The organism is Parabacteroides goldsteinii, assembly GCF_020091425.1.
Lineage (GTDB): Bacteria > Bacteroidota > Bacteroidia > Bacteroidales > Tannerellaceae > Parabacteroides > Parabacteroides goldsteinii.
The window spans coordinates 919,597-938,408 of the sequence record NZ_CP081906.1 but is presented as its reverse complement, the minus strand read 5'-3'; the positions used below and the strand labels follow the sequence as shown (position 1 = coordinate 938,408).

13 protein-coding genes are annotated in these 18,812 nt (G+C 45.0%); 9 read left to right on the top strand and 4 right to left on the bottom strand.

The annotated features are described in order from the left end of the window. Nucleotides 1-88: 88 nt before the first annotated feature. On the bottom strand, nucleotides 89-1,372 hold the full coding sequence (locus tag K6V26_RS04765; protein ID WP_224264723.1) for a DcaP family trimeric outer membrane transporter: 1,284 nt from the start codon (nucleotides 1,370-1,372) through the stop codon (nucleotides 89-91). A 126-nt stretch (nucleotides 1,373-1,498) separates the two neighbouring features. Here K6V26_RS04765 and K6V26_RS04760 point away from each other — a divergent pair, with 126 nt between their 5' ends. From K6V26_RS04760 to K6V26_RS04750, 3 genes are all read left to right on the top strand, one after another. Continuing rightward, nucleotides 1,499-2,170, top strand: coding sequence for a peptidylprolyl isomerase (locus tag K6V26_RS04760; protein ID WP_007652665.1), 672 nt, complete (start codon nucleotides 1,499-1,501; stop codon nucleotides 2,168-2,170). Nucleotides 2,171-2,189: 19 nt separating this feature from the next. After that, nucleotides 2,190-2,948: a peptidylprolyl isomerase gene (locus K6V26_RS04755; RefSeq protein ID WP_048315960.1), complete on the top strand. Its 759-nt coding sequence runs from the start codon at nucleotides 2,190-2,192 to the stop codon at nucleotides 2,946-2,948. A gap of 202 nt (nucleotides 2,949-3,150) precedes the next feature. Then, a complete protein-coding gene (locus tag K6V26_RS04750; RefSeq protein WP_224264722.1) occupies nucleotides 3,151-4,485 on the top strand; it encodes an MATE family efflux transporter in 1,335 nt (444 codons plus the stop codon). Between the two features lie 83 nt (nucleotides 4,486-4,568). Here K6V26_RS04750 and K6V26_RS04745 read toward each other — a convergent pair whose 3' ends face one another. After that, nucleotides 4,569-6,674: a dipeptidyl-peptidase 5 gene (locus K6V26_RS04745; protein ID WP_195584669.1), complete on the bottom strand. Its 2,106-nt coding sequence runs from the start codon at nucleotides 6,672-6,674 to the stop codon at nucleotides 4,569-4,571. An 85-nt stretch (nucleotides 6,675-6,759) separates the two neighbouring features. On the opposite strand from K6V26_RS04745, the gene K6V26_RS04740 reads away from it, so the two are divergent. Beyond that, a complete protein-coding gene (locus K6V26_RS04740) occupies nucleotides 6,760-7,251 on the top strand; it encodes an SPOR domain-containing protein (RefSeq protein ID WP_007652658.1) in 492 nt (163 codons plus the stop codon). A 234-nt stretch (nucleotides 7,252-7,485) separates the two neighbouring features. Here the strand turns inward: K6V26_RS04740 and K6V26_RS04735 are convergent, their stop codons facing one another. Continuing rightward, nucleotides 7,486-8,364 (bottom strand): carbohydrate kinase family protein, encoded by an 879-nt coding sequence (locus tag K6V26_RS04735; protein WP_007652657.1) that lies wholly within the window; start codon nucleotides 8,362-8,364, stop codon nucleotides 7,486-7,488. Nucleotides 8,365-8,536: 172 nt separating this feature from the next. Continuing rightward, complete coding sequence (locus tag K6V26_RS04730; RefSeq protein ID WP_224264721.1) at nucleotides 8,537-11,269, bottom strand: hybrid sensor histidine kinase/response regulator transcription factor; 2,733 nt, start codon at nucleotides 11,267-11,269, stop codon at nucleotides 8,537-8,539. A gap of 101 nt (nucleotides 11,270-11,370) precedes the next feature. On the opposite strand from K6V26_RS04730, the gene K6V26_RS04725 reads away from it, so the two are divergent. The 5 genes from K6V26_RS04725 (at nucleotide 11,371) to K6V26_RS04705 (ending at nucleotide 18,802) form a co-directional block, all read left to right on the top strand. Beyond that, nucleotides 11,371-11,838 carry a WbuC family cupin fold metalloprotein gene (locus K6V26_RS04725; protein ID WP_224264720.1) on the top strand — a complete coding sequence of 156 codons (468 nt, stop codon included), beginning with the start codon at nucleotides 11,371-11,373 and terminating at the stop codon, nucleotides 11,836-11,838. A 3-nt stretch (nucleotides 11,839-11,841) separates the two neighbouring features. Continuing rightward, nucleotides 11,842-12,354, top strand: coding sequence for a DUF4833 domain-containing protein (locus tag K6V26_RS04720; RefSeq protein ID WP_007652654.1), 513 nt, complete (start codon nucleotides 11,842-11,844; stop codon nucleotides 12,352-12,354). A gap of 140 nt (nucleotides 12,355-12,494) precedes the next feature. Next, nucleotides 12,495-14,114: an ATP-binding protein gene (locus tag K6V26_RS04715; RefSeq protein ID WP_224264719.1), complete on the top strand. Its 1,620-nt coding sequence runs from the start codon at nucleotides 12,495-12,497 to the stop codon at nucleotides 14,112-14,114. 232 nt (nucleotides 14,115-14,346) lie between these two features. Further along, entirely contained in the window at nucleotides 14,347-15,096 is a 750-nt protein-coding gene (locus K6V26_RS04710) for a DNA-binding domain-containing protein (protein WP_224264718.1), read from the top strand. Between the two features lie 133 nt (nucleotides 15,097-15,229). Continuing rightward, complete coding sequence (locus tag K6V26_RS04705; RefSeq protein WP_224264717.1) at nucleotides 15,230-18,802, top strand: InlB B-repeat-containing protein; 3,573 nt, start codon at nucleotides 15,230-15,232, stop codon at nucleotides 18,800-18,802. The last annotated feature ends 10 nt before the right edge of the window (nucleotides 18,803-18,812 follow it).

Below are 18,812 nucleotides of genomic sequence, written 5' to 3'. Positions count from 1 at the left end.
TTTAATTATCCCTCAATAGCCACAAAGGTATACAAAAAAGCAACACGACAAAGAGGCGCTTTGACTTTTAACGGTTTTGTCGGTTCAACTAGAAACTATACTGTACTGCCAGATTCAGACGATTGGCATGGCGAGTCTGATCATTAAAGTCCGTGCGCCATCCCCTCAGATATTCGGCACCGACCTGCAAGTCGGGAGTGATATTCCAGAACAGGTTGGCTACCAGATATTGTCCGTAGCGGTATTGTTCGGAAGAAGTCGACGGGTAATCGTTTTCACTATATAAACGTGACTGGCTGTAAGTACTCGAAACAAACACATTCGGAGTAATATTGTATTGCAGGCCGGCATACCATCCCATCATCGGAAGAACCTGCATACGTCCGGCTTTGTCGGGATCGGGAACAATATCCACATTCAGATTACTCAGGTCGTTCATGTACTGGCTGATACCCCGACCGTAAACACCTTGTCCGTACACCTGTACTTTGCTGCAAAGGTTGAATGTGGTGGAGAGCAACACGCCCCAACCTGTTTCCGATTCGGCTTTATTAGCAACCAGGTTATCATATGTCATACTTCTGACGATAGCGGCGGCACGCAGATGGCTCTTAGAGTTCCAGCCATATTGCAGATAGGCGGGGAAGTTCGGCATGCGTTGCGAACCGATACTCAGGTTATCATTGATCAGTCCGTCCACCACCGGCATTTCCACACCGACACCGGCTTTCCATCCTTTCCCGAACGAACGTTCGTAACGGAACTGGGTAGCATGATAAATCGCCATCCCGTTCGGACCGGCAAAGTCGATCGTCGGAGGAATAGCCGCCAGGTCCATAAACGAACCATAGTCATATCCGAGTGTGAATCCCAGCAAGGAAGCATACGCATTTCTCAGTTCAAAGCCCTTACCGTTTCCACGGAAATTACCGGCCGTATAGACAACGAAGTCGCCCAGATGTTTGGTGTGTCCCACCAGTTTAAGGAAGACCGTGCTGGTTGTTGCGTCCATCTGGAACTGGTTTCTGACATGCGACGCACCTTTGTTGGGGATCAGTGCGGGATAGAAATCAATATCTTTGGAGATACCGCCAAAATCATATTCGGCTGTTGCCTTCACGTATCCTCCGATACCGAGAGCGAAACGCCCCTTACGGTCGGTCAGCAGAAAACGGGGAATGCCCGGTTCATGGAAACGCTGATTCTGGGTTTCGTTCAGTATCCGGATAATTTCATCACCCGCCTTATCACGGGAAATAAACAGGATTGAATTCGGCTCCTCATCCTTAATGATCACTTTCTGAGCCTGGGCATGGGTGGATAACAGTCCGACCCCGAGCAACAAAGCTGCTCCTTTAACAAATGCTTTCATAAATGTGTTTTGTTTAGACGTTTTACCAGTAAGGAACAAGCATTGCATGAAAAGGTTGTGTTAAAAGGTTGCGTTAACGACTAAAAGTAACTATTTTTGTTGCCTTAATAACAAAATAAAACGAAGATGAAAAAGCTGTTTGCTATAGGTTTACTCCTAATCGGATTATTGTCATCCCTTCATTTGCAAGCGCAGGAAGTTGAGACCCTTGTTCAGATCGATACCGACATGGGAAAGATCAAAGTGAAGTTATTTAACGACACGCCCCAGCACAGGGATAATTTTATCAAAAATGTGAAAGAGAAGCGCTACGACGGCCTCCTGTTCCACCGTGTCATCAAACAATTCATGGTACAAGGCGGAGACATCAACTCGAAAGATGCACCTATCGAACAGCATCTGGGGGACGGCGACCCGGGTTACACCATCCCGGCAGAGATCGTCTATCCGAAATATTTCCACAAACGCGGTATGCTCTGTGCCGCCCGTACCAGTGACGACGAGAATCCGGAACGCGCCTCATCGGGTACACAGTTCTACATCGTTACCGGAAAATTCTATACGGAAATGGAACTGGACAAGATGGAGGAAAAAGATAATAAAACCTTTACTCCTGAACAACGGGAAGCCTATATGCTTGAAGGGGGCGCTCCCCACCTGGACGGGACCTACACCATCTTCGGCGAAGTAATAAAAGGCATGAAAGTTGTCGATAAAATCCAGTTTGTCGAAACAAATGAGGACGACAGGCCGTTAAAGAATATAAAGATAAAGACAATGACGATTGTCGATAAATAATCATTAAACGAAACGAAAAATGGAAACAAACGAAACACAGGTTCTGATGAAGACCAGCCTGGGTAACATCAAACTAAAATTATACAACGAAACACCGCAACACCGCGACAACTTTATCAAACTGGTAAAGGAAGGCACTTACAACGGCCTGCTTTTCCACCGTGTCATCAAGGATTTCATGATCCAGGGTGGTGATGTCACCTCTAAAGATGCTCCGATGAGCAAACAACTGGGTGCCGGCGATCTGGGATATACGGTCCCTGCCGAGTTCGTTTATCCGAAATATTTCCACAAAAAAGGAGCACTCTCAGCAGCCCGTACTAGCGATGAAGTGAATCCGGAAAGAGAATCTTCCGCTTCCCAGTTCTATATCGTAACCGGAAAAGTTTATTCCGACAGCGAACTGGCCCAGATGGAAAAACAGAAAGAAGGCCGCCTGAAACAGTCTATTTTCGCCCGTCTGCAAAAAGAAAATGCAGCGAAGATCAAAGCTGCCTACCAAAGTGGCGACAAAGCCGAACTGGCCATCATCCGCGATACCTTGATCGGAAAAACAGAACTGGAAGCTGAAAAGCGCAAAGAGGAAGCCAAACTGACTCCGGAACAGCGCGAAGCTTACAAAACAATCGGCGGTGTTCCTTTTCTGGATAACGAATATACGGTATACGGCGAAGTGGTAGAAGGACTGGACGTAGTGGACGCCATCCAGAACGTAAAGACCAACCGCCAGGACCGCCCGTTGGAAAATGTGGTTATCGAATCAGTGGAAATAATTTAATACGATCCTTTTCCGGAAAATACACAACATCTTTCTGGAGAATATCCAATGTTTTTATATTTAGAGGTAGGTCTAAATCAATTTAGAGGTACGTGTAATTCAATTTAGACCTACCTCTAAATTAAATTAGACCTACCTCTTTCTGAAAACTCATCAGATACTTACCACTCTTTTATGCTGATGAACCGACTAAAAGAATGCAATGATACAACTCTCTGCTTACAAAGAACATTATAAAGAAACAATCCGCTTGGGTGTCCCGATCATGTTGGGGCAGCTGGGCATTATTATTGTCGGTTTTGCCGACAACATCATGGTGGGACATCACAGCACAGCTGAACTGGCCGCCGCTTCTTTTGTCAATAACTTCTTTAACCTGGCTTTTATCTTCGGGATGGGTTTCTCATACGGCCTCACTCCCATTATCGGCGGTTTGCATGCCAACAAAGAATATCACAAAGCCGGAGAGACATTGAAGAACAGTCTTTTTATCAACTTCATCGTCGGGGTATTGTTAAGTACTTTGATGCTCCTGCTCCTGTTGAACATCGATATTTTAAAACAGCCGGAAGAGTTGATGCCATATATCGTTCCCTACTATATCTTACAGCTTTTCTCGGTGATATTCGCCATGCTGTTCAATTCGTTTAAGCAGTTCAGCGACGGTACGACCGATACGGTTACTCCGATGTGGATCATGCTCGGGGCGAACGTGTTGAATATTATAGGGAACTATTTTCTTATCTATGGAAAATGCGGCGTTCCGGAGATGGGACTGACTGGGGCAGGTATCTCCACACTTGTCAGTCGTATCCTTACATTTATCGTTTTCTGCGTTTTATTTGCCCGAAGGGAAAAATATAAAGAGTTCCTGACCGGATTCAAAAACGGAGTCGTTAACCGCCTGAACCTCTCCAACCTGATACGTTTAGGCTTTCCGGTGGGATTGTTAATGGGGGTTGAAACGGGTTCATTCAGTCTGAGTGTTATTATGATGGGATGGATCGGGAGCACCGCACTGGCCGCCCATCAGGTGTTAGGCGTAATCACGACACTCGGATTCATGGTCTATTACGGGATAGCTGCCGCCGTTACAATTCGCGTAAGTGTATTCAAAGGATACAGTGACTGGCTGAATATCCGTCAGGCTTCTTTTGCCGGACTACATCTGATTATGGGAGTGGCCGTATTATTCGTATTCTTTATTATACTGTTCCATAAGAATATGGGATACTTATTTACCCCCGAACATGAGGTCGTGGCTATGGTAGCCCTCCTATCCTGGTCAGTCGTGTTGTATCAGTTCGGCGACGGATTACAAATCTTATTTGCCAATGCACTACGAGGGATAGCCGATGTGAAGTATATGGCTTACTGCGCATTTGCCTGCCATTTCGGACTGGCACTGCCAATCGGTTATGTCTGCGGATTTATCTTCGATTGGGGAGCCATCGGGATTTGGTGCGGATTCCCGATAAGCCTGACAACGTTAGGCATATTGCTTTGGAGGCGGTTCGATAAACTGACGATAAGATAGCCGGATAAGATTTATTATTCAGATATTACAAAAAAGGGGAGCCCGACTACCGGAACTCCCCTTTTGCTATATAAAAGCAATTCTTATTTCTTCACCCACCGATCGAGCCATTCAAAGAATGTGCGCTGCCAGAGCACGCCGTTCTGCGGTTTCAATACCCAATGGTTTTCATCCGGATAGATTAACAATTCAGCAGGAACACCGCGTAGCACGGCTGCATTGAAGGCTGCCATTCCCTGACCGGCAAGGATACGATAGTCTTTTTCTCCGTGAATACACAAGATTGGCGTATCCCATTTGTCTACGAATAAATGCGGAGAGTTGGCAAATGTGCGTTGTGCCACCGGATTGTTCTTTTCCCAGTAAGCGCCGCCCATATCCCAGTTGGCAAACCACATTTCTTCCGTTTCCAGATATTGCATTTCCATATTGAAGATACCGTCATGGGCAATAAATGCTTTGAAACGTTTGTCATGATGACCGGCTAACCAGTAAACGGAGAAACCGCCGAAGCTGGCTCCGACACAACCCAAACGATCGTTATCCACATACGGTTCTTTCGCCATTTCATCAATAGCCGTGAAATAGTCTTTCATACACTGACCACCGTAATCACCGCTGATCTGTTCGTTCCACTCCATGCCGAAGCCCGGAAGACCGCGACGGTTCGGAGCGACAATGATATAATCGTTAGCCGCCATAATCTGGAAGTTCCAACGATAAGACCAGAACTGGCTGACCGGACTTTGCGGACCACCTTCGCAGAACAGCAAAGTCGGATATTTCTTGTTCGGATCGAAATCAGGCGGATAGATTACCCAAGTCAACATCTGCTTACCATCGGTTGTCTTCATCCAGCGTCCTTCTACCTTACCCATGGTCAGCTGGTCGTAAATCTGCTTGTTTTCGGTAGTCAGCTGAGCTACCTTATTATTATCAGCCAGGTCGATAGAATAGATTTCATCGCCCATGCTCATAGAGTGGCGCTTAACAATCAACTTGTTTTCTCCCAGCAAGTGCACGGAATCGTAATCATAGGTACCGGAAGTAAGCTGAGTCAGTTTATTACCGTTGTCCAGTTCAATCTTATATACCTGCGATTCACCATGCCATACTCCCGTAAAATAAAGCGTACGGGCATCGGCACTCCAACAGAAACCGTCTACATTTGAATCGAAGTCCTTGCTGACAAATGTCTTTTCACCCGTCTCCAGGTTCATAACCATCAGGCGATTCTGATCCGATTCATACCCGTCGCGTTCCATACTCTGCCAGGCAATATATTTACCGTCAGGCGAATACTGCGGATTGGTATCGTATCCCATAATACCTTCGCTGATATTTACAGTCTGCTTGGTATTCAGGTCATATACATAAATATCCGAATTAGTGGAAAGAGCATATTCCTTACCGGTCTTCTTACGGGAAGTGTATGCAATCTTATCGGAGGTCGTATTCCAGGCTAGCTGCTCGATACCACCGAAAGGTTTCATCGGTGATTCGTACGGTTCACCTTCCAACACATCAATCGGACTGCCGACCTTATTTCCATCAAAATCAGCAATAAACGGATGGGGAGCTGTCGTTACCCATTCATCCCAATGCTTATACATCAAATCCGTCACAATGATACCGCTGGCTTTATCCAAATCCGGATACTTGTCTTTTGTGCTCGGAACCGTCTTTACCTGCGAAATAAACAGGACCTTCTTTTCATCCGGAGAGAAAGCGAAGCCTTCGATATCGCTGTCATAATTGGATAACTGTTTCCGTCCGGTTCCGTCCGGATTCATTTCCCAAAGCTGGCTGCTTCCGCTTTCGCCGGAAAGGAAAGCAATCTTTGTGCCCCCTTTAATCCAGGTTGCTTCATTTTCAGAAAATGAAGTGTGGGTAATCTGTTTGTTATCAGAACCATCGGCGTTCATGACGAACACTTCACGGTTGCTGCTGTTGAGAGGAACACTGTAGTAAGCTACCGTGTAAACTACTTTCTGTCCGTCGGGCGAAACATTCATGCCGCCGATACGTCCCATGGCCCAAAGCGCCTCGGGCGTCATCCGGCCGTCGGCAATCTTGATTTCCGAACGTCCGATAACTGGCTTTGTGTCTTCTGCTTTCTTAGCTTCCTGATTACAAGCACCTAGTAATACGGATGTTGCCATAACCATTGTTGCAATAGATTTATTCATGTACATTATAATATATTATATTCTGTGTGCGAAATTAGTAAATATAATTTATATCTTTGCACAAGTAATTTAAGAACTGAACAGTATGAATAAGATTTGGTTATTTGGAGCCGCTATAAGTATGGTATTAGCATTCGGCTCATGTAAACCTAAACAGAGTGCTTATAAGGCTGCTTACGAACAAGCCAAAGAAAAAGAGTCTACAGCTCCTGTTGAGGTAGTAGAACAAGAAGAAGAGATTGTTGAAGAGGTTGCCCCGGTTTCCAAACCCAGAACATCTACAGCAACGACTCGCTCGGAAAGAATCAGCGCTGCACAGGGTGAAGACGCCAGCCGTCTGAAACGTTACAGTGTAGTTATCGGTAGCTTCAAGAACAAGACAAATGCTTACTCTTTGAAAGAGCGTATGCAGAATGCAGGCTACAATGCGGTATTAGGTGAAAACGAACAAGGTATGCTGCGTGTAATCGTTGCCAGCTTCGATGATAAAGCTGATGCAGCCGACAGCCGCGATGCTATCAAAGCTAAATATGCACCTGATTTCCAGGATGCTTGGTTGCTGGAAAGACAATACTAATAAGGCGTCTGCAAGTAAAACAGGCAAACATTATTATCGATACATGGAAAGGGATATCCTTCGGGATAATCCCTTTTCGTGCGTTTGGAGTTATCCCTTCAGTACAAACGTTTTTAAAAACATAAAAGGCCCGGTAATACCGGACCTTTTAACCAACCTAAATTAAAAACCTAAAACTAACCATCTTTTTGCCTTAAACAATTAACCTATACATATATAAGTATCTTCTATTTCTTATTCGTAAACCGGCCATGCTCCTTTATGGGAACAAACAAAAGCCGATATTTTTACAGCACATTCGTGGGCTTCTCTCAATGTCTGCCCTTTCAATAACGACATCACCAAGGCTGCCGAAAAAGCATCTCCTGCTCCTACCGTATCCACTACATCCACTTTTGGAGTAGCTAAGGTAGATACTTCGTCGGGCGTATAAACCGTACTGTAATCAGCACCCGCCGTCAGAACAACCATTCGCAGGTTATAGTTCTCCATAAACCAGTTAGCCACCTCTTCTTCGGTTCCTTTCAAACCGAACAGGTTTTTCAGCTCCGACATTTCATCATCATTCATTTTCAGCACGTTCGCCAGGTACAAAGATTCTTCAATCAATACCTTATTATAATAATGTTGCCGCAGGTTAATATCAAACAACCGGTACGCCGAATCGGGAGCAAACGAAAGAATAGCCTGAATCGTTTCACGGGATTGTTGACAACGCTGTCCCAAAGCACCGAAGCAGATAGCATCCGCACGTTCTGCCAGGTCTACCGCATCGGAGGTAGGCGACATATGATCCCAGGCTACACGTTCCGTTATTGTGTAATGGGGAATACCGTCATCCTCTATATCCACATGTACCGTTCCTGTAGGATACGGTAACTTTTCTATTAAATACTGAATTTTGTACTTATCCAGTTCGCTCAATATATCCCTTCCGTTATCATCATCACCAATGGCACTGATAGCATACCCTTCGGCTCCCAAACGGGAAGCATGGTAAACAAAATTAATCGGTGCGCCGCCTGCCGTCTTACCTGTGGGAAGCAAATCCCAAAGAAGTTCGCCAATACCGACCACTACCGGTTTTTTATTTTGTTGCTTCATCTGTTCCATGATGTAGTAATTCTTTGTAATACGAGATTTTTGTTCCTTATGTTTGATGATGCAAAACTAAGGAACGGAACAGAAGCAGACGATAACGGATGCTACAAAAAGGATAACATTCGTTACATAAAAGGTTTATTTTCAACAGGCTTATAGTATCGTTACATAAATGTAACGAGTGTTATCCTTTCTCCTGATATTCGGTTGGTGTAATATTGTACACCGCCTTAAAGCATTTGGAGAAATAAGGAGGGGAACTGAAACCGGTTGCATAAGCAGCTTCATTGACATTACAGTCTTTCTGACGCAACAAGGCAGCGGCTTGCTTCAAACGGTAGTTACGGAGGAAATCTGTAGGCGTCACTCCTGTCAGTTCTTTTACTTTCCGGTAGAGATGCACACGCGACAGGCCAAGCATTTCGCTCGCTTTTTCGATACTGAAGTTTGAATCAGGATAAGATTCCTCGATCAATGCCATGAACTTACGCATAAACAATTCGTCCATACTTTCCGCCTTATCCGTTTTCAATCCGGAAGCGGCAGGTGATTGAAGTTCCTGGGCGAATGCATTCCTCAGCCGGGCACGTTCTTCCAGCAGACGGACGATCCGGAGTTTTACTTCTTCAATATTAAACGGTTTTTGGATAAACTCATCGGCACCGCTGGCAATACCATACATCCGCTGTTTATCATCGGAAAGGGCGGTGAGCAATATAACCGGTATATGGCTGAAAACAATATCCGATTTAATCCGCTTACACAATTCATAGCCATTCATTTCGGGCATCATCACGTCACTGATTACCAGCGACACATTTTCTTTTGCCAGTATATCCACGGCTACCAAACCATTCTCTGCTGTCAGGATACGGAAATTCGGTTTCAGTTCTTTTTGCAGATACGCATTAATATCCGGATCGTCTTCAACAATCAGGATCGTATAATCGTAGGTACGGTTCACAATCTCATCCATTTCACGGGTATCCAGATTGGCTACGCCGCTCGACAATTCTGTTACGGAAGGAGCAAACACACAAGATTCATCAAAGTGAGATTTTCCTTTGGGCAACTCGACAAAAAAGACGGTACGTTTCCCCGGTTCACTTTCCACACGGATACTTCCTTTATGCATACCGACAAACTCATGAGTCAGATGCAGACCAATCCCCGTTCCGGTAAGATGGTCGGCGGTAAAAAACTGATCGAAAACGGAAGACAGGTTCTGCGGCTGGATTCCTTTCCCGTTATCTTCTACCGAAAGGATAACATATCCCGCATGATCCTGCAAACGGATTGTAACGGTCCCTCCGTCGGGTGTAAACTTAAAGGCATTCGACAACAGATTGGCCAGTATCTTTTCCATCTTATCCGTATCCACCCACAACATTACGGAAGAGACATCATGTTGAAACGAGTATTGTATCTGTTTGCTCTGTGCCATATTATCAAAATAGGAACTGACATCTTCGATAAAGGTAACCAGATCTATTTCCGCCACCCGCATATCCATCTTGTTACTTTCTACCTTACGGAAGTCGAGCAGCTGGCTGACAACACGTTTCAGGCGGTCGGCATTCTTCTTTATGATATGTATGTCGTCGGCAAGCGGAGAATCGGGAGGCAATTCTTTCGATAGCTTATTCAACGGCCCGAGTATCAGTGTTAGCGGTGTTTTGATCTCATGGGATACATTTGTGAAGAACTGTAATTTGCGGGTAGTAGCCTGTTCGATCTTCCGGTTGGCAACAGCCAGTTCTTCGCGTTGCTGTTCCACCTGTATATTAGTTCGCTTCAGTTCATGGTTCTTACGCTGTACCTTGCGGAAGATATGTATTACATAAAGAGCCAGTAGGCCCACTACTCCCAGCAACAATAGGATCAAACCGACTGAATTTTGTAAAAAACGATATTCCGAAAGCATCTCTTCCAGATTATTCCGCTGTTTCTCGATCTGTTCCTGATAATCAGCCAACTGTTCGGTCTGCAAATATAAAGTACCTGCATTATCTTTGTCAATCAGGGCCGATGTCAATGCGTATTGTTTGGAAACAGGCTGCCCGTTCAGTATCTGCCAGGCAACCTTTATCGCAGTAGTTCCTCCGGTTGGATAAACGAACGAGGCAGTCAGATGACCGTTACTTACCGCTTCGATCCCTTTACCCTTACCCGGCAAAGCATCTATGCCGATAAACTTTATCCTTTTTACCGCCAGCGAATCTATCTCCATAATAGCCTCCCGCGCAGCCAATGCCATCACATCATTATGAGCATACACGATATCAATATCATCAAAGAGACCAAGTGTTGCTATATTTTCTTTTGTTTCTTTCGCATGCCAACGCCCGTACACAGTTTTCAGAATCACATTATCATTATGGATAAGAGCATCACTAAAACCGTTATGCCTGTCGCGGGCAGAAGAAGAACCTTCGCGCCCCCACACTTCGACAATCGTTGTTTTCTTTTTCTTCAGCAATGAATTGATAAACAATCCGGCTGCACGGCCAATCTCATAATTGTCCGCACCGATAAAAGTCGTATATTCTTCCGAATAAATCTTCCGATCTATTATAATAGTAGGAATCCCCGCCCGGAAAGCCTCTACGGCTGCGGTTGTGACAGGTTCCGATTCGTTGGCAGATATAATGACTAGGTCTACCCGTTGTTTGATAAACTCACGTATCTGTTTGATCTGAGTGTCATTGTCTTCACCGGCATCTTTTATTTGCAGAGTCAGTCCGGGATACTCAGAAGCTTTTACCTGCATATCCAGCACCATCGCTTTCCGCCAGCTATCATTAATAGAACTATGGGAAACGCCCACAACAAATTTCTTTTCTCCTTCCCGTTTACAGGAAATTGTTAGAGACAAGATACATATCAACAGACAAAAGCGGTATATAATAGGTTTCATGAAGCAGCCGATTTTCAGGGTTTCGTACAAAAGTACGGATTATCGGCATAACAGACAAAATTTATTTTGTACATTCGTCCCTCAAATAATTGTTGCATAACATGAAAATAATAAATAAACAACTACTCGACGAGACCAGCGAACGTGCCAAACAGTCACCTCGCTTGCGTATGAATTACAACTTCCATGAACAACTGGACGATCCTGTAAACCGCCTGCTGAATGCCATGGAGCCGGACACTTATATCCGCCCTCACCGCCATCTGAATCCGGATAAAGACGAAATTTTCCTGCTACTCCGTGGGAAAGCCATGCTATTTATTTTTGATAATGACGGAAATATCACAGAGAAACTTCTGCTCGACCCGCTTGCCGGATCGTATGGCGCAGAAATCAAACCAGGCATATGGCATAGCCTGCTCGTATTGGAGCCGGGAACAGTTATTTATGAAGTGAAGCCAGGACCTTTCGCGCCTTTACATCCTGAGAATATGGCTCCATGGAGTCCGGAACCGGATGATGAAAAAGGAATCGACGAATATTTAACTTATCTTACTTCCAACTTATAAGCGATGAAAACGATTTATTTAACCCTGTTCCTTTCACTCATTACAGTGATGCATGCCTCCAATCCGGATGACAGTACCTACCCGACTGCCGAACGGCTTTTCCATATCGCCCGAAGCCTTAACAAAAATCTGGTATGTTACGATGTGAATCTGGAGAACGGCAAACTGAATACGAAAGTCCCCCTAAACATCTACTGGGTAAACCGGGAAGAACGAGTGGGAGAAACCAACGAACTAAGCTATTTTCAGCGTAAGATGGCTTACGGCTATAAACTGGTTTCGGAAGGCAACGACACCAGCGAAGTGACCCTGACCGCCTACTCCGGCAAGAAGCTGACAATCTGCAAAAGAGATTCCAGATATGTCTGCATGACAACGATCGACAACCAACCGGCCATACTCGAATCACTCTACGTAAAAGGCAAGCCCAATAATCCGTTAGGCGTTGAATACGTAGAATTGCAGGGAACGGCAATCGAGACAGGGGCAAAGGTGACGGAGAGAGTCAGTAAATAACGATATTCAAAACAACATGACGAACGCGACGAAGAAATGAAACATCCGGACACAGAAAACCTTCGCTGTATGTTTGGCATCAGCCGATAAAAAGGTATATTTGCGTTCGGATGGTTCCGTTTTAATAAAAGACAAGTATCATGAGTAAATTATATCCTATTGGTATTCAGAATTTTGAGAAGCTTCGCAAAGACGGTTACTTCTACGTAGATAAGACAGCGCTGCTATACCGGCTGGTAAAAACAGGCAGTTACTACTTCCTCAGTCGCCCGCGCCGCTTCGGTAAGAGTCTGATGATCTCCACCCTTCAAGCTTACTTTGAAGGGAAGAAAGAACTGTTTGAAGGTCTGGCCATCGAACAGCTTGAAAAAGATTGGGTGAAACGGCCCGTGCTACATCTCGATCTGAATATAGAGAAGTATAACACACCGGAGAGTCTAGATAAAATTCTCAACGACACACTGGAACAGTGGGAGGAACTTTATGGAACCCGCCCTTCGGAAACCTCTTTCTCCCTACGGTTTGCCGGAATTATCCGCCGTGCCTGCGAAAAAAGCGGTGAACGTGTTGCCATCCTTGTCGACGAGTACGACAAGCCGATGCTTCAGGCTATCGGCGACGTAGAACTGCAAAAGGCTTTTCGTACTACGCTGAAGCCTTTCTACGGCGTACTCAAATCCATGGACGGCTACATCAAATTCGCATTGCTGACAGGAGTCACCAAATTTGGTAAAGTAAGCGTATTCAGCGACCTGAACAACCTGAATGATATCTCGATGGACGACCTTTATGTCGAGCTCTGTGGCATCACCGAAAAGGAAATACATACCAACTTTGAGGATGAGCTTCACAAACTGGCCGATGCGCAGAAGATATCTTACGAGGATGTCTGCCGCGAGTTGAAAGCATGCTATGACGGCTACCACTTCGTGGAAAACTCAATCGGTATCTACAACCCTTTCAGTCTGTTAAACACCTTCCTGAAGATGAAGTTCGGCAGCTACTGGTTCGAGACGGGAACACCCTCCTACCTGGTAGAATTACTCAAACGCCATAATTACGATCTATACCGTATGGCACACGAGGAAACAAATGCAGACATACTGAACAGCATTGACTCGGAGTCGACCAACCCTATCCCCGTGATCTATCAGAGCGGATACCTTACCATCAAGGGGTACGACCCTCGTTTTGGAATGTATCGCCTGGGCTTTCCCAACCGGGAGGTGGAAGAGGGATTTCTCAAGTATTTGATGCCCTTCTATGCAAATGCTGATAAAGTAGACTCGCCCTTCCAGATACAAAAGTTTGTAAACGAAGTGGAAACAGGCCAAGTCGACGCCTTCTTCCACCGCCTTTCCTCTCTGATGGCCGATACACCTTATGAGTTGGTGCGCGATCTGGAGCTTCATTATCAGAACATACTCTTTATCGTCTTTAAGCTGGTGGGCTTCTACGTCAAAGCGGAATATCATACCAGTGAAGGCCGCGTAGACCTGGTGTTGCAAACGGACAAATACACCTATGTGATGGAGTTTAAGTTCGACAGCACGGCCGAAGAAGCTCTTCGACAGATCAATGAGAAACATTACGCCCGTCCTTTTGAAGCCGATACGACACGTACGCTCTATAAAATAGGCATCAACTTCAGTTCTAAGACCCGTAATATCGAGAAATGGCTGGTGGAAACAGTCGATCCGGTAGTTAACGGCAATCGAGACAGGGGCAAAAGTAACGGAGAGAGTGAAGAAATAAGATAAAAAGAATATTCACATTATTTAAGGGGGAGTATGACTACGATAGATCAGTTCTTGTAGAACTATGTTAATAATGCTGTCAAAGATAATGATAATAACCGAATTTACATGGGGTAAAATGTAATTTAATAAAAAACCTAAAACAATACAATAATCAGTCCTATATTACTTTTTACTTAATTTTCAAAGCCTAGAATTGCCATAGTTCTACAAGAACTAATATCAATTCAAGCCTATGCAAAACGTATTAAAAGGTTGGCTCATCGACAATACGGTGACCACAGATGATCTGAATGACAAGATCTTACAACTTGAATCGGCAGGTAAAGCAGACTTCGACGACATCATCGACGAGATGTTAAAGGAAGACACCGGACTGCGTATCGAAACACTTCGACACTCTGTTTCACTCTACAACCGCGTTGTCGCCCGCCTTATCCTAAGCGGATACAGCGTGAACACCGGACTCTTCCGTGCCGTAGCAAAATTCCTCGGTGTCGTGGAAGGTGGCGTATGGAATAAGGAGAAAAACTCTATTTATGTCTCTGTCACACAAGACAAAGGACTGCGCGAAGAAATTGCTCAAACGTCAGTCAGCATCCTGGGTACGAAATCAAATGTGATGTACATTCTTGAAACAGAGGACCGCAAGACCGGACTCAAAGACGGTACGGCTACATCCGGACGTAACCTGATCGTGCGCGGTGCCATGCTAAAGGTAGTTGGTAGCGATGCTGCAGTAGGCGTATCGCTGACCAACAGCGAAGGAGTCGTTACAAAGCTCGACGACGACATGATTGCTTCCAACAAACCGTCGGAACTGATGCTTCTGGTCCCTACCGGACTTGCCGATGGCGAATATACGCTAACAGTAACTACGCAATATTCTACAGGCACAACTTTAAAAGCTCCCCGCAGTACCACCATTCCCCTTTGGATAGGCGGTAAATCGGGCGGTGGTGGCGATCGTCCTGAGATAGAATAACAAGGACAGCCAAAGGATCGACACCCTATTCCGATCGGGATGAAGTGTCGATCGCGACCAGGATAAGGTGCCAATCGCGACCGGGATGACCTGGCGATCGGATAATAATAACAACACTAATATTAATATGCATATGAAAAAAAATTTACTAAAACGTATGGTAACCCGGCTGACAGGCTTGTCGGTCGCTTTTTTTATGATGGTAGCTGTGCAAGGAATGGCACAGAAAAACAATTCGTCGGGAGGTTCGTCTGCTACTTTTAAGCAAATAAAGTTACCTGAGCTTGCAACAGATTATCATCCTGCGACAAGTAGCACAAAAGTGAATCCATTCACTAAAACGACTTCCGGAAATATTATACAGGTAGCTCATGGCGGGAATACGACTAATTATCAATCATGGAATGATGCAGTAGAGGCTTTGCAGGAAAATGATGTTATCACATTGTTGCAAGATGTGGAACTTGTGTATGGAGATGAGCTTGGAAAGCCGGCGTTTAAAATACCGAAAGTATCTTGTACAATTCAAGGAACAGCAACAACAACGGTTTTTAAATCGACAAGTACGATAGAAATGGAAGCTCCTGTAACTTTCAAGAATCTGACATTAGATCTGAAAGAACTTGTAGCCTGTGGTAATGCATTGGTCTTCGATGAAAATGTAACTTGTACAAATCAGTATATGACAGTATGCGGCGGAAGTGGCTTTTATGAAGAGGGAGTAGAAATAAAAAGTACTTCCATTACAATAAAGAGCGGAACATTTCAAACAGTTTATGGTGGCGGATTTTACGCAGATGTGACTGGCGATACTAATATAAAAGTACTAGGCGGTAATGTTTCCTGGCTTTATGGAGGAGGTAAGAATGCTTCGGTTGCGGGTACGGCGAATGTAGAGATTGAGAATGGCAGTATTGATTATGTATATGGTGGAGGTAAAGAAAGTTATGCCGAATGTGGAAATACCAATGTCACAATAAAAGGCGGCACCTTCGGGAAAGTAGATGGCTATAGATATAATCTGATGGGAGGTGGAGAAGAGGCCCCTGTCACGGGTAAAGCCAAAGTAACGATAAACGGTGGCACATTCAATTGTTTTGTAACTGCCGGAGGAGGTCAAAATAATGCAACCACCGCCACCTGCGGCAGTACGGAATTGAATATAACCGGCGGTACGTTTACGAAATGGACATACGGCGGCGGTTGGGCGTCGCCGGTTTTAGGGACGGCAACGGTACGGGTAAGCGGTTCTGCAAGTTTGACTACTACCTTATGCGGGGGAGGTGTTATGGCAACGGCATCCTGTCAAAATACGGATGTACAGGTATCAAGTGGAAGTTTGGGTTATTTGTATGGTGGTGGCGAGAACGGTCCGGTTATTGGTGAGAGTAAATTGACCATTGATGGCTCGGCTTCTGCCTCCTGGACTTTCGGAGGTTGCTATAATGCTGATTGCAGAAATACCGATGTAACGCTTAATACCACAGGTACAATTACCGGAGGTTTATACGGAGGTTGCAGAACCGGTAGTAGTAACACCTCTCGGGTGAATATAAAGCAAGGAACTGTAACCAATCTCATTTATGGAGGTGGCGAACAGGAAGCATCTGTTGTAACCGGCGACACTTATGTCACTATGGACGGTGGATCCTGTATCGGAGTATATGGCGGAGGCTGGCAAGGGCAGGTGAACGGGACTACCCATGTGCTGGTAAATGGGGGTACGATAAGCGATGCTATTTATGGCGGTGGCTATGGTAGTGATCAGGATAACGATAAGGGACGTGTCGGTAATACAGAAGTGAGGGTTACGGGTGTAACAACAAAATCAACTGTTTTTGGTGATGGTCTTTACGGAAGTGTGACAGGCAATACCTCCGTAATAATAGAAGGAGGCAAATTTGATGGTATTTACGGAAGCGGACCGAATGGTCAGATTGGAGGAAAGGCTGATATATTGGTTAAAGGAGGAGAAATATCTGTTCTCCGTATTGCATCAAATAATATACCTAAAGTGGGAGGAAGTATTACTATAGAGGGAAACCCTACTATTACTAGTACAATAAATTCATGCCAAAACATTACCGGCGACCGGGCAGACGATTTCAAACTGATCCTAAAAGGAGGTGGAACAAAGGAAAATCCTCTTGTTTTGCCAACAATAGATCGGTTTACCGATATAACGCTGGATAACTCTTTTATAACAATTGAGTCGGTAAATCCGTCTTCCACTGAATATCCGGCTATCCGCCTGCTTAGTGGTAAAGCAACGACGATAAAAGGAAAAGGGCTAACAGGTGAGACGCTTCTTGTCAGGAGTGTGGGGGGAGTTCCTTCAACAAGTGTTCCACTGATTATAGGTGATTTCCCTTCAAACCTTCAGTTTTCATATTTCTACTCAGCTGATACAAAATATCCTCTTTTCAAAGCAGGAGATACCTATCAATTGTCGGAATATAAAGATGCGGTAGCAGTAGTTCTTAAGACTGTGAATATCACTCAGCCTACACACGGAGCGCTTGCTGTTAAATGGATAGGTATAGCGGGTAATCATGATACGGAACTGGATAGTGGCGATAAAGTCCCTGCCAATACGGAACTGACATTGTCCGTGATTCCTGAAGACGGTTATCAGGGAGGTTCCGTTTTTGCTAATGGGGAGGAGCTTACCGGTTCTACTCATTCGGTAACAGATGATGTAACCTTTTCGGCACAAGGATTTACTGCCATACCTTATACAGTTTCTGTTACTCCAACGGCAAACGGTACAATTACAGCGACTCCGAATACCAACGTAACAGTAGGAACAGAGGTTGCTTTAACCATCTTGCCAAACGACGGTTACCGCCTGAAAAGTGGTTCATTGAAAGTCTATAAGACAGGAGACGAAGGTACAACTATCGCTCTGTCCGGAACCTCATTCAATATGCCGACTTATGGCGTAACGGTTACAGCAGAGTTTGAGCAGATCCCTTATCAGATAACAATTTCTTCTATGGAGAATGGAAACATTACAGCTTCTCCGAATGCCGACGTAACAGTAGGAACAGAGATTGCTTTAACCATCTTGCCAAACGACGGTTACCGTCTGAAAAGCGGTTCATTGCACGTATATAAAACAGGGGATGCAAATACAACTGTTGCCTTGTCCGGTAATTCTTTTCGTATGCCGGCCTACGACGTGACCGTCATGGCTGAGTTTGAAGGAATACCGGCTCCACCTCCCCCTGTTTATTATACAGTTACTCTTCCGTCCGTAGAGGGAGCCACGACCGATCCGGCTCCGGGTGACTATGAGGTTGAATCGTGGGATAATTTCCGTTTCTACCTGACATTGGATGAAGATTATAACCAATCCGAACCAATCGTCACGACCGATCGGGGAGAAACAATTACACCACGGAGCAGTGACGGAGCCTATATCGTGAAGTATATCCGTAACGATGTCGAAATCTTCATCGACGGTATAGTGAAAAATCCCGATCCGGTTGCCAACGAGACAGTCGATACCGGCAGTATCAAGATTTATGCCGCCAACGGCTATCTACACATACAGGCTCCTCAGCCGGAACAGGTTCACATCTTTGCCCCCGACGGACGCCTGCTGAAAGCTTTCCGGACTTCCGGCAATGAAGAACAGATAGCATTACCGAAGGGTATTTACCTGATACGGGTAACGAATCAGTGTGTGAAAGTTGTTTTATAATAAAAGACAA